A 12,742-nucleotide genomic window follows, 5' to 3' on the forward strand; every position below is an offset into this window, starting at 1 on the left:
TAAAAGGTGCGTTATAAAGGGTTGGTGGAATAAATTGAAACAAAGTAAACGCAAACGTGTAACCTTACAACAAGTGGCAGAACACGCGGGAGTATCTCGAGCTACCGCTTCGCTTATTGTGCGAAATAGTCCAAGTGTTTCTGAAAAAACAAGGAAAAAAGTTCTAGCTTCGATGAAAGAGTTAGGATACGTATATGACCGAATTGCAGCAAATTTAAGATCTCAAACTTCATCAACAATCGGAGTTATTATTACGGATATATCTAATACGTTTTTTACAGAATTGTTAATTGGAGTACATGAGGAGCTCGAGAAAGACGGGTATACGGTGTTTTTAGGTACGACGTTTGATTCGGATAATCGACAGGATCAGCTGCTTTCTACGATGCTAGAGCATCGGGTAGGAGGCATTATTTTATGTCCTGTTGCGGGTACATCGGAAGATACGATAAGAAAAATTCAGCATTTAGATGTTCCTTCAGTACTAGCAGTAAGGGAATTGCCTGAGGTGGAGTCAGATTATGTAGGGGTAGATTATAGCTTAGGCGTTCAAAAAGCGGTTCAACATCTACTTCAACAGGGACACAAAAGAATTGCATTTTTAGGAGGAACAACGGGTTCTACAACGTGGAAGGAACGAATGGAAGGTTACCGGTTGGCTCTGGAGAACGCAGGGATTTCTATTGATGAAGAGCTTGTTATTCCGAGCGGTCCGACAAGAAGCGGCGGTGTAGAAGCTGCTCATCAAGTATTGAACATTTCTGAACCTCCAACAGCAGTTTTTTGTTTTAGCGACTTAGTTGCATTTGGTGTTATGCAAGGTTTAAAAGAGAAAGGGATTGTTCCGGGAGAAGATATAGCGGTAGTGGGATTTGATAATGTCATGGAATCATCCGTATGTCACCCTACTCTAACAACCGTCTCTTCTTTTGCAAGACAAATAGGAAAAGATGCTGCACGGTGTCTTCATAACCAAATTGTTGATAAAAAAGAACATCATCATCGCATTATTTTAACGCCTCAGTTAGTTGTTCGAGAATCGTCATCAAAAAAAAGAAGCAGTTAATGAACTGCTTCTTTTCCTTGTGAATTATTTAGACGGTTCATAAATATCCCAAGCCATTTTCAGGGAATCAACAATATAATTTGCTACTTCTTCAATATCCAAATTGTCAGTTTCTACTTTGGAGTGGTGGTTGGAATAAATTGCTTGTCGCGTATAGAATAATTCTTCAATATCCTCTAGACTTCTTCCTTGTAAAACAGGGCGACTGTCAATAATAAGGCTGATGCGCTCTTTCCACGAATCCCATGAAAGGTCTAAAAAGAATACAATACAATTTGATAAGCATATTTTTTGAATTTCTTCTTGAAGAAATGCGCCTCCGCCAACGGATATAATTTTTAAACGCTGCTGAGATAACTGGCTAATTACTTCTTTTTCTTTATTTCGGAAAAACTCTTCACCAAACTCTTTAAAAATTTGTGATGTAGGCATTTGAAACATTTTTTCAATTTCTTGGTCTATATCGACAAAATCTCTGTATAATTTCTTAGCGACTAGTTCGCCGATTGTTGTTTTACCTACGCCCATAAAGCCAATAAATACAATGCTTTTTTCTCTAAGAGACATCTCGCTGTAAGTCATTTTTCAAAGCCTCTTTCTGTTTTTAACAATAAAAAACTTATTATTTTGTATTTTAGTTATTAGAATTATAATACAAATTTTACTGTTTGTAAAAACAGTGAAAGGTATATTATGTCCTAAGAAGCAAGTATCAGCTCACGTTTATAAAATTTTTGTTAGTCAACAGATGGTGATACGCTGTAACGAAAACAAATAAGTAATAGTTAAGCTCGATCACAATCATAAATCTTTGTCATATTGACAGTGCTGCTATCTTACATACTCCTGCAGTGTATGTAAGAAAAAAAGGAAGTGAATGTGAGACTACGTAAGCGAGTATAGGCAAACTGAACTCAGGATCAATGAATATTTTTAGAAAATTCTTTAATTTTCTATTGCTAGATTAAAATTTCTGTTGTAGGATTATGATAACGTTTACAAAACGAGTTATTACTTTAAATCAATAGGATTTATAGAAAACTGCATTAAATTTTAGATCGATCTAAATATAAAAATAGATCGATCTAAAAATAGCAGTCAGGTCAATTGTTAAAAGGAGAGATAACAATGAGCTTTAGACGAGCAAGACCTTATGTAAATAAAGAATGGCTTGAAGGTAATCGATCAGCAGTAAGTATTAAAAGTCCATATTCGCAGGAAGTAATTGGTGAGCAAATTATAGCAACGCCAGAAGATGTTGAACGAGCGCTATCAGCCGCCTATGAAGCTAAAAAAACAATTGCGAGTCTGTCTTCTTATGAAAGAGCCAAAATTTTAAAAGAAGCAGCACGGCTTTTGGAAAAGCAAAAAGAAAAGTTTGCTTCTCTCATCTCAAATGAGTTAGGAAAACCGTTGAAGAATACGTTGGATGAAGTATCTCGATCTGTAGAAACATTAGAACAATCTGCGGAAGAAGCAAAAAGGCTTATCGGTGAAACGATACCAGGAGATGCTTCCGAACGAGGGGGAAAAGCGATAGCTTCGACATTCCGTGTGCCTGTCGGGGTTGTTGCTGCTATTACTCCTTTTAACGCACCTTTGAATTTAGTATGCCACAAAATTGGACCAGCTTTTGCTGCTGGCAACAGTGTTATTTTAAAACCGGCTCCCCAAACAACCTTAGTTGCTTCAGAATTTATAGCTCTATTATTAGAAGCTGGAATGCCTGAATGCGCTATTAATATGGTTTTAGGGGGAGTAGAAACAGGACAGCAAATCGTAAAAGATGACCGTGTAAATATAATTTCTTTTACCGGTGGAACAGTGGCAAGCAGAAATATATGTGAACTGGCTGGAATGAAAAAAGTGCTTCTAGAATTAGGAGGAAATGCTTCAACAATTGTTCATGAAGATGCCGACATTAAGAAAGCTGCTGAAATGTGCGGGAGAACAGGGTTTAGCAACTCCGGTCAAAGCTGTATTTCAGTTCAGCGTATTTATGTACATGACTCAGTTGTTTCTGAATTTACAGAGCTTCTGAAGAATGAGGTAACGTCTTTAAAAGTTGGTGATCCTCTGCTGCCGCAGACGGATGTTGGATGTTTAGTAGATGAAAAAGCAGCAAACCGAGTTTTGGCTTGGATTGAAGAAGCAGTCGATCTAGGTGCAGAGCTGATATGCGGCGGCAAAAAGACAGGGGCTTCTATAGAACCTACTGTTCTATTAAATCCTCCTAAACAAAGCAAAGTAGTGTGTCAAGAAGTGTTTGGGCCTGTGGTAAGCATTATTCCTTATCAAGATATTGAAGAGGCTATTCGGGAAACAAATGATTCATCATTCGGTTTGCAAGCAGGGCTGTTTACAAATCAAATGGATTTAGCTTACCGTGTTGCTGAATCTTTAGAAGTAGGAGGAGTTGTGATTAATGGGACCTCTAATTTTCGACTCGACCATTGGCCGTACGGCGGGATAAAAGACAGCGGCGTTGGTAGAGAAGGACCTCGATTTGCGATTGAAGATATGACAGAAATAAAAATGATTGTCCTGCAGCTATCGTAGCTGAGTTTATTACCTGAAAAAATATATAGTGAATTTAAAGGAGGATATACAATGGAAAAATTAATATCACATCAATTAGTAAATTATCTTGAGGAACGAGGCATCGAGCATATTTTTGGTTTGTGTGGTCATACAAACATAGCGGTACTAACAGCCTTAGAAGAAAGCAAAATTAAATTTATAAACGTTCGACACGAACAAATTGCAGCGCATGCAGCTGATGGCTATGCACGTGTGACGAAAAAAGCAGCAGTAGTATTAAGTCACTTAGGTCCTGGCTTAACAAATGCTGCTACAGGTGTAGCCAATGCAGCGTTAGATTCAATTCCAATGGTTGTCATCGCTGGTGATGTTCCTACTCATTATTATGGAAAGCATCCGCATCAAGAGGTAAATTTACATGCTGATGCTTCGCAATATGAAATTTATCGTCCATTCGTTAAGCGTGCATGGAGAGTTGACCGTCCAGATTTATTTCCAGAAATATTAGAGAAAGCATTTTTACTAGCGGAAAGCGGAAATCCTGGCCCCGTATTAGTATCTGTACCTATGGATATCTTTTCAAAAAAGATCGATGTTTCTTTATTTGACCGATTGCATCGCCAAACGAAATCTTTGCAAAAACCTTCTATCGATGATGAAACGGCAAAGAGTATTGTACAAAAATTAATTAATGCTAAAAATCCAGTGTTATATGTAGGCGGAGGCATCCTATTAGCAGATGCAGCAAATGAATTAAAAGAGCTTGTGGACCACTTGAACATTCCGGTAGCCCACTCCTTAATGGGCAAAGGAGCACTTCCAGATGATCATGACTTGACTCTAGGGATGACTGGTTTTTGGGGCACGAAGTTTATTAATGAAAAGTGTCGGACTGCTGATTATATTTTAGCATTAGGAACACGATTTGCAGAAGCAGATTCTAGCTCCTGGGAGCCGGAATATACGTTTGATTTTTCACAAACAAAATTGCTTCATATTGATATTGATCCTAGCGAGATAGGGCGTAATTACCCTGCCGAAATCGGTGCAGTGGCTGATTTAAAACAAGCCCTTAAAGTCTTAAATCGCGTAGCTAAACAGCTTATTCCGGAAGGAGTAAAAAATGAAGCATTAATCAAAGAGATTGCTTCTTATCGTGAAGAGTTTAAAGCTAGCAATGAAGAATATATTCACGACAATTCATTCCCAATGCAGCCGCAGCGAATTTTAAATGAAGTTCGCGAAGTCCTGCCGAAAGATGCCTATATTACTACTGATGTAGGCTGGAATAAGAATGGGGTAGGACAGCAGTTTCCAATCTATGAAGCTGGAAGTATATTAACTCCAGGAGGCTTTGCCACAATGGGATTTGGAGCGCCGGCAGCTTTAGGAGCAAAGGTAGCTCAGCCTGATAAAGTAGTTGTTTCTCTAGTAGGAGACGGGGGATTCGGCCAAAATCCAGCTGTGCTTGCTACGGCAGCCGAAGAGAATATTCCTGTGGTTTGGATCATTATGAACAACTTTGCGTTTGGTACGATCGCGGGACTGCAAAAAGCACATTTTGGAACCACTCTAGGCACGATATTTGAAAAAGATGGAGAGGTATATTCTCCTGACTTTGCAAGTATCGCTAAAGCTTATGGAGTAGAAGGCATAAAAATTCAATCAGCCGAAGAGTTTAAACCGGCACTTCAAAGAGCTGTTGCTTCTAATAAACCAGTTGTAATTGATGTAGCGATGTTAAACAATCCTGTACCAACGTCAGGACATTGGAACATCATGGATATTTACTCACCGGATAAGAAAGTACACCATGTATCTGTTTAACAAGTATGGAACAAATGCTGAAATGAAAACGGAAACATTTAACTTTGATAAAAAGGAGCTGTTCCTATGTTAGGACGAGGAGAAGGAACTCATTCTCCATCTATTTGTACGCCTTTAGTGGGCAAAGATCGCAAAGAGCTTTTAACAGAACTAGCGGAAATTCTATTAAAAAAACCGGATATAATTGAATGGCGCTTAGATTTTTACGAAGAAATTCAAGATATAAACAGCGTCCTTTCTGCAGCTAAAGATATATATGAAAATGGCGAGCGCACGCCTATTTTGCTTACTGTACGTTCTCAAAAAGAAGGGGGGCAGCCTATTTCCTTATCAGAAAAGGAAGTAGCAGCGATACTTGCAGAGGTATGTAAGCATCCATATGTAGCAATTATTGATTTTGAAGTATCAAATCAGCCAGAGCATATCCGCTATTTACGTGAAGTTTCCAAGGAAAATAATAAGAAACTTGTACTTTCTTATCATAATTTTTCTTTTACTCCTCCTAAAGCGGAAATTTTTAAAAGCTTATTTCTAGCTGAATTTTACGGAGCAGATGCAGCGAAAGCAGCTGTCATGCCTCAGAACAATCAAGATGTTTTAACTTTATTAGAAGCTACAAGAGAGGCTGAAAAAGAGCTCAGCATTCCTCTCATTACCATGTCGATGGGAGGGTTAGGAGCTATTACCCGAATCGTCGGGTGGATGTATGGCTCTTCTGTTACTTTCGCTGTAGGGAAAAGCAGCTCAGCTCCTGGGCAAGTTCCAATTGATGAATTACGAAAAATAATTCAGTTAACAAAAAAAGTTACGGATCCTGAGAACTATCATTCCCATCAAATTGTTTCGATGTAAAATAAAAAGCACAAGAGCATGCTATGCTCTTGTGCTTTTTATTTATCCTTTAAATGCATGGAAAGATACACCCGAGTATCTTTTTTGCGCTCGTACTTTGGATTAGCGCTTCGCGTATATTCTTTTGACTGATGTTCTATATGGTAGTTCTGTGCAAACTGTTTGATCGCTTCATTAATTTCTTCTTGTTTTCCCATTAATCTTACTTGCAGCATTGTAACGTCTCCTTCCATATACTTTGCTTTTTGACTATATCATGAAATGAAAAAGAAGTAATTTTATTTTTGTTGACGATCTTGTATATACAGGTTAGAATAAAAACATAAAACTTGTATATACAGGTTTGCGGTGAGATTTATATGGGGGATAGGAAATACAGGAGTAAAATGAAAACGGAAACAAGGGGGAAAAGACATGAATCGAGAATCTGTTGAACGCATTGTAGAAGCCGTTGGCGGAAAAGAAAATATCTCTGCTGCAACGCATTGTGTAACGCGTCTTCGACTTGTTTTAAAAGATGAAGGTAAAGTCAATCAACGTATGCTAGATGAGCACGAATTAGTAAAAGGATCTTTTTCTACAAACGGCCAGTTTCAAGTTGTTATTGGTCAAGGCACGGTTGATAAAGTATATAAAGAAATGGTGACGCTTACAGGAATAGGTGAACTGTCAAAAGAGGAAGTGAAAAACGAAGCGGCTAAAAACTTAAATCCTCTGCAGCGCGCAATAAAAACATTAGCTGACATTTTTATTCCCATTTTACCGGCTATCGTAACCGCGGGTTTATTAATGGGAATCAATAATGTATTAACAGGCGCCGGAATTTTTTACGATGATAAATCTATCGTAGATGTTCATACACAGTGGAAAGACTTCGCGAGCATGATTAATTTAATTGCTAATACGGCTTTTGCCTTTTTGCCGGCTCTTATAGGATGGTCAGCTGTTACGCGTTTTGGAGGAAGTCCTTTATTTGGAATTGTCCTTGGGCTCATGCTGGTCCATCCTGATTTGCTAAATGCCTGGTCTTATGGAGAAGCATTAAAAAAAGGAAGCATCGATACGTGGAATTTATTCGGTCTGCACGTTGAGAAAGTTGGCTATCAGGGGCAGGTTTTACCTGTGCTAGCTGCTTCGTTTGTGTTAGCTAAAATCGAATTGTTTTTACGAAAACGAATACCGGATGGTTTTCAGCTTTTAATTGTAGCGCCTGTAGCTCTTTTAGTAACAGGGTTTCTCGCTTTTATTGTGATTGGTCCGATTACATTTGCAATAGGAAATGTGATTACAGGTGCAGTTGTATGGCTGTTTAAAACGGCTCCATTTATTGGAGGGCTTGTATACGGAGGCTTATATGCTCCCCTTGTTATTACAGGCATGCATCATACATTTTTGGCCGTAGATTTACAGCTGATTGGAAGCGTAGGAAGTACGTTCTTATGGCCGATGGTAGCATTATCTAATATTGCACAAGGCTCTGCGGCTTTCGCGATAATGGTTCTTTCAAAAGACGATGAGAAATTAAAAGGACTGTCTTTAACGTCAGGGATTTCAGCGTGGCTTGGCATTACGGAGCCTGCAATGTTTGGCGTGAATTTACGCTTTAGATTTGCTTTTATTTCTGCAGTGATTGGTTCAGCTATTGCAGGTGTCGTCATATCCGTAGCGGGAGTGAAAGCAGCATCGGTGGGAATTGGTGGTATCCCAGCTCCGTTATCGATTGTTCCACAGAGCTGGTCAGCTTTCATTATTGGAATGGTAATCGTAATTGTGGTGCCGTTTCTTTTAACGTTAACACTTGGAAAGCTTCAGAAAAAATCAACCGTTACATCAACTGTCGCGGCTACAGAATCGTTTCAACATAATCCAAAGAATTAAATGGTGGTGTTAAAAATGCAAGAACCTTGGTGGAAAAAATCGGTTGTCTATCAAATTTATCCTAAAAGCTTTTACGATACGACTGGCAACGGCGTGGGTGATATAGCTGGTATTATTGAAAAGCTAGATTATTTGAAAAAGCTTGGTGTAGACGTTGTGTGGCTAACGCCAATTTATAAATCGCCGCAGCGGGATAATGGATATGATATAAGTGATTATTTTGTTATTCAAGAAGAATACGGAACAATGGAGGACTTCGATCGTTTAATAACAGAAGCGCATAAGCGGGATCTTAAAATCATCATGGATATTGTCGTTAATCATACGTCAACTGAACATGAATGGTTTCAAGAAGCTAAAAAATCGAAAGATAACCCGTACAGAGATTTTTATATTTGGAAAGATCAAAAAGAAGATGGAAGTGCTCCGACGAATTGGGTTTCAAAATTTGGAGGTTCGGCGTGGGAGCATGATAAGTTGACAGAACAATCCTATCTGCATTTGTTTGATGTCACGCAAGCGGATTTGAACTGGGAAAATGAGCGTGTGCGCCGCAGCGTGTACGATATGATGACGTTTTGGTTTGAAAAAGGAGTAGATGGATTTCGTCTGGACGTTATTAACTTAATTTCAAAAGATCAGCGCTTTTTAGATGATGATGGTTCTATCGCGCCAGGAGATGGACGGAAATTTTATACCGACGGTCCTCGCGTTCACGAATATATGCGAGAAATGAATCAAGAAGTTTTTTCAAAATACGATAGCATGACCGTTGGGGAAATGTCGTCGACAACGGTTGACCACTGTATTCAATATTCTCATCCGGACCGGGGCGAGCTTAGCATGACGTTTAATTTTCATCATTTGAAAGTCGATTACCCAAACGGAGAAAAGTGGGCGCTAGCAGATTTTGATTTCATTAAATTAAAAGAGATTTTATCAACTTGGCAAACGGAGATGAATAAAGGAGGGGGATGGAATGCACTATTTTGGTGCAACCATGATCAGCCTCGCGTTGTTTCCCGCTATGGAAACGATGAACTCTATCATAATAAATCTGCCAAAATGCTCGCTGCAACGATTCATCTGATGCAGGGAACACCTTATATTTATCAAGGGGAAGAAATAGGTATGACAAACCCGAAGTTTTCCTCTATTGATGAATATAGAGATGTGGAGTCATTAAATGTGTATGAGATAAAACGTGCACAAGGAATGAACGAAAATGAAATTTTGGAGATTTTAAAACATAAATCAAGAGATAATTCCCGTACACCAGTGCAATGGGGCGATGAGCCAAATGCAGGTTTTACAAAAGGAACTCCATGGATCAATCCGGCCGATAACTACCGTGAAATTAATGTAGAAAAAGCGTTAGATGATGAAGATTCAATTTTTTATTTTTATCAAAAACTTATTGCATTACGCAAGCAGTACGACATTATCACCTATGGAAACTATGAATTGATTCTTGGAGAAGACGAGCAGATTTTCGCTTATATCCGAAATGGAGCAGATGAAAAGCTGTTGGTGATAAATAATTTCTACGGCAGCGAAACAGCCTTTGAACTGCCAGAAGATATAACTTTTGAAGGATATCATAGTGAAATATTGCTGTCTAACTACAAAGATTCATCAAAGGAATTCAAGCAAGTCTTACTTCGGCCGTATGAATCAATCGTGTATCATTTAAAAAAATAGAGAAAAAAGTAAAAAGAACGATGGGTGACAATCTATCGTTCTTTTTATACAATTGGGTATATATAGAAAGTAAAATAGGTGATGGCAATTGAAAGAAAATAAATTTATCAGTATTTACGAACAGTTAGTCGATAAAATTAAACGTGGTGACTGGCGTCCTAATACAAAACTTCCTTCTGAAAATGAGCTTGTTGAACAGTATCAAACGTCTCGTGAAACGATACGGAAAGCGTTAAATTTACTTTCACAAAATGGGTACATTCAAAAAATGAAAGGAAAAGGCTCATTTGTATTGGACGTATCACGCTTTGATTTTCCAGTATCAGGACTTGTTAGCTTCAAAGAAGTGGCGGAAAAGCTAGGGCATACATCGACTACTATTGTAAAAGAATTTGAATTAGTTAAGGCCGATCAAGATCTGTGCACACAGCTTGGGGCGACGAAAAAAGATCTTATATGGAAAGTGGTTCGAGCGCGGGAAATCGATGGAGAGAAAATTATTTTAGATAAAGATTTTTTTCATAAAAAGTATGTTCCTCACCTCACAAAAGACATATGCAAAGGCTCTATTTATGAATACTTAGAAAAAGATCTTGGGCTGAAAATAAGCTTTGCCAAAAAAGAAATTTCCGTTGACGAGCTGACGGACGAAGATAAGTGTTACTTAGATTTAAAAGACTATGAACATATTGTGGTAGTAAGAAACTATGTGTATTTAGAAGATGCAAGCCTTTTTCAATATACGGAATCACGTCATCGTCTTGATAAGTTTCGTTTTGTAGATTTTGCTCGAAGAGGTATATAATGTTTTACTGCCCATGAGTTTTTCCTTTTTGTACATGTTTACAAAAAACTGCTTTAGTATAAAAAACAAAGCAGTTTTTTTATGGGGAAAATTGAAAAAACGTGATCCTTTTGACGATAAAACTTTAAAAAGGTTGAATTTTTCTTTGGAGTTTGTTTTAGTAGAACATAAGATTATTTTATATTTGTATAATGTTATCCATACAGGATAGGGATTTATTGTTCTTTTTTTTATTAGATATATAAGAAAATGTTATTTAAAAACAACAATTCCATTAGTAATTCTAATGAATGTATTTAACTACAGCATTAAAGGGAGCTGCTCAAACAATACTAAGTAAAAAGGAGGAGACGGAATGAGTCACGATTATCGACTTTATCCTCTTGGTGACAGCGGCATTGTCGTTTCATTTGGAGACGAAATTAATTTCGGCATACACAAACGTATTCAGCAATTTACTGAGGTGCTAGAGCAATCATTATGTAAGGGAATGATTGAATATGTGCCGGCTTTTGCAACAGTTACAATCTATTATGATCCTTGGATAATGAGTGAAAAAGGAAGAAGAAATCCTTACACAGCAATATCTACATATATTGAAGAACTGCTTTTCCGCCAGGAAGAAAAATCTGAAGCGGTCGCTAGACAAATTGAAATTCCGGTGTGTTACGGAGGAAAGTACGGCCCGGACTTAGAGAGAGTAGCCGCTTTTCATTCATTAACGCCTGATGAAGTTATCTCCATTCATACAAATGGAGAATATTTGGTGTATATGATAGGCTTTGCTCCTGGTTTTCCTTACTTGGGAGGGATGAGCGAAGAAATTGCGACTCCAAGAAAAGAATCACCGAGAAACAGCATCCCAAAAGGGTCAGTTGGCATCGCAGGAATGCAAACCGGCGTGTACCCAATTGAGACACCTGGAGGATGGCAGTTAATCGGGCGTACTCCTCTTACACTATTTAACCCAGAAAAAGATTCGCCAAGCTTGCTTCAAGCAGGTGATCGTATCCGATTTGTTTCCATTTCTGAAACGGAATATGAAGCCCAAAAGGAGGTGGATGAAGATGAGTATTAAAGTGATACGTCCCGGTTTATTAACAACGATTCAAGATATCGGCAGACATGGATATCAAAAGGACGGCATGATTGTCAGCGGGGCAATGGACAAAGTTGCTTTAAGGATTGCCAACTTATTAGTAGGAAATCAAGAAAACCAGCCGGTTATTGAAATTACGTTAATGGGACCAAAAATTGAATTTCAGCAAGATGCTTTGATTGCCCTGACAGGAGGGGATTTATCGCCAACTGTTAATGATGAAGCCGTAAAGATGTGGCGGCCTTTATATGTGAAAAAAGGGAGCGTGCTACAGTTTGGTGTTCCGGCTTTAGGGTGCCGTTCTTATTTATCGGTTTCCGGTGCTTTTAATGTTCCTGCAGTTATGGGAAGTACATCTACTTCACTTCGCGCTCGGATAGGCGGGCTACACGGTAAAGCATTACAGTCAGGTGACGAAGTATTAAGCCACCCTCCTACAGAAACAGGGGAAGCAATTATAAAGAAACTGGTGAAAAAGCAAACGGACCGCTCTTTTCAGCAGGCTTTTTGGACGATTCATCCTAAACTTCTTCCTTCATACGAGACGTCTATTATCCGCACGATGAAAGGTGCGGAATTTGATTGGTTTACAAAAGAAAGTCAACAACATTTCTTTAATCAAGAATTTGACGTTACCCCTCAATCTGACCGCATGGGCTATAGGCTAAAAGGGAAGAAATTAGTCCTTGGTCAAGAAAAAGAGCTGCTCTCTAGCGCTGTGACGTTCGGTACGATTCAAGTACCAAAAGAAGGGCAGCCCATTGTTTTATTAGCAGATCATCAAACGACAGGAGGATATCCTAGAATCGGACAGGTAGCAACTGCAGATTTTTCAGCGCTGGCGCAAATTTCCCCAGGGAAAAAGGTTTCTTTTCAAGCAATTTCACTGGATGAAGCGCAGCATTTATATATGGAGCAGGAAAAGAAAATAAATCATATTAAAAGAGCACTTCGAATGAAAATATAAGGGGGA

11 protein-coding genes are annotated in these 12,742 nt (G+C 38.5%); 9 read left to right on the forward strand and 2 right to left on the reverse strand.

The genetic code is table 11. The features are described 5' to 3' along the window. The first annotated feature begins 34 nt into the window (after positions 1-34). On the forward strand, positions 35-1,066 hold the full coding sequence (locus MKY06_RS04875; protein ID WP_029324892.1) for a LacI family DNA-binding transcriptional regulator: 1,032 nt from the start codon (positions 35-37) through the stop codon (positions 1,064-1,066). 24 nt (positions 1,067-1,090) lie between these two features. Here the strand turns inward: MKY06_RS04875 and MKY06_RS04880 are convergent, their stop codons facing one another. After that, positions 1,091-1,648: a shikimate kinase gene (locus MKY06_RS04880; RefSeq protein WP_013055659.1), complete on the reverse strand. Its 558-nt coding sequence runs from the start codon at positions 1,646-1,648 to the stop codon at positions 1,091-1,093. 546 nt (positions 1,649-2,194) lie between these two features. Between MKY06_RS04880 and MKY06_RS04885 the strand changes: the two genes are divergently transcribed. The 3 genes from MKY06_RS04885 to aroD all read left to right on the forward strand — a co-directional run bounded on the left by MKY06_RS04885 (position 2,195) and on the right by aroD (position 6,286). Next, positions 2,195-3,625 carry an aldehyde dehydrogenase family protein gene (locus MKY06_RS04885; RefSeq protein WP_098980057.1) on the forward strand — a complete coding sequence of 477 codons (1,431 nt, stop codon included), beginning with the start codon at positions 2,195-2,197 and terminating at the stop codon, positions 3,623-3,625. Positions 3,626-3,676: 51 nt separating this feature from the next. Further along, complete coding sequence (locus tag MKY06_RS04890) at positions 3,677-5,434, forward strand: thiamine pyrophosphate-binding protein (RefSeq protein ID WP_013055661.1); 1,758 nt, start codon at positions 3,677-3,679, stop codon at positions 5,432-5,434. Between the two features lie 66 nt (positions 5,435-5,500). Next, positions 5,501-6,286 (forward strand): type I 3-dehydroquinate dehydratase, encoded by a 786-nt coding sequence (aroD, locus tag MKY06_RS04895; RefSeq protein ID WP_272812201.1) that lies wholly within the window; start codon positions 5,501-5,503, stop codon positions 6,284-6,286. Positions 6,287-6,324: 38 nt separating this feature from the next. Here the strand turns inward: aroD and MKY06_RS04900 are convergent, their stop codons facing one another. Next, the gene (locus MKY06_RS04900; protein ID WP_013055663.1) at positions 6,325-6,501 is read right to left on the reverse strand and encodes a YvzF family protein; all 177 of its coding nucleotides are present in this window, start codon (positions 6,499-6,501) and stop codon (positions 6,325-6,327) included. Between the two features lie 199 nt (positions 6,502-6,700). Between MKY06_RS04900 and treP the strand changes: the two genes are divergently transcribed. The 5 genes from treP (at position 6,701) to MKY06_RS04925 (ending at position 12,736) form a co-directional block, all read left to right on the forward strand. Beyond that, entirely contained in the window at positions 6,701-8,164 is a 1,464-nt protein-coding gene (gene treP / locus MKY06_RS04905; RefSeq protein WP_053486886.1) for a PTS system trehalose-specific EIIBC component, read from the forward strand. A gap of 15 nt (positions 8,165-8,179) precedes the next feature. Further along, entirely contained in the window at positions 8,180-9,865 is a 1,686-nt protein-coding gene (gene treC, locus MKY06_RS04910) for an alpha,alpha-phosphotrehalase (protein WP_098399671.1), read from the forward strand. 88 nt (positions 9,866-9,953) lie between these two features. Continuing rightward, a complete protein-coding gene (gene treR / locus MKY06_RS04915; RefSeq protein WP_013055666.1) occupies positions 9,954-10,670 on the forward strand; it encodes a trehalose operon repressor in 717 nt (238 codons plus the stop codon). A gap of 355 nt (positions 10,671-11,025) precedes the next feature. Then, on the forward strand, positions 11,026-11,748 hold the full coding sequence (gene pxpB / locus MKY06_RS04920; RefSeq protein WP_013055667.1) for a 5-oxoprolinase subunit PxpB: 723 nt from the start codon (positions 11,026-11,028) through the stop codon (positions 11,746-11,748). Further along, complete coding sequence (locus tag MKY06_RS04925; protein ID WP_078081512.1) at positions 11,738-12,736, forward strand: 5-oxoprolinase subunit C family protein; 999 nt, start codon at positions 11,738-11,740, stop codon at positions 12,734-12,736. The genes pxpB and MKY06_RS04925 overlap by 11 nt, the downstream gene beginning before the upstream one ends. The last annotated feature ends 6 nt before the right edge of the window (positions 12,737-12,742 follow it).

Source organism: Priestia sp. FSL P4-0332 (assembly GCF_038005845.1).
Lineage (GTDB): Bacteria > Bacillota > Bacilli > Bacillales > Bacillaceae_H > Priestia.

Bases quoted from the DNA above. Each gene is read 5' to 3' on its own strand.
- MKY06_RS04880 (WP_013055659.1), bottom strand. From the start codon at position 1,648: ATGACTTACAGCGAGATGTCTCTTAGAGAAAAAAGCATTGTATTTATT.
- MKY06_RS04885 (WP_098980057.1), top strand. From the start codon at position 2,195: ATGAGCTTTAGACGAGCAAGACCTTATGTAAATAAAGAATGGCTTGAA.
- MKY06_RS04890 (WP_013055661.1), top strand. From the start codon at position 3,677: ATGGAAAAATTAATATCACATCAATTAGTAAATTATCTTGAGGAACGA.
- aroD (WP_272812201.1), top strand. From the start codon at position 5,501: ATGTTAGGACGAGGAGAAGGAACTCATTCTCCATCTATTTGTACGCCT.
- MKY06_RS04900 (WP_013055663.1), bottom strand. From the start codon at position 6,501: ATGCTGCAAGTAAGATTAATGGGAAAACAAGAAGAAATTAATGAAGCG.
- treP (WP_053486886.1), top strand. From the start codon at position 6,701: ATGAATCGAGAATCTGTTGAACGCATTGTAGAAGCCGTTGGCGGAAAA.
- treC (WP_098399671.1), top strand. From the start codon at position 8,180: ATGCAAGAACCTTGGTGGAAAAAATCGGTTGTCTATCAAATTTATCCT.
- pxpB (WP_013055667.1), top strand. From the start codon at position 11,026: ATGAGTCACGATTATCGACTTTATCCTCTTGGTGACAGCGGCATTGTC.
- MKY06_RS04925 (WP_078081512.1), top strand. From the start codon at position 11,738: ATGAGTATTAAAGTGATACGTCCCGGTTTATTAACAACGATTCAAGAT.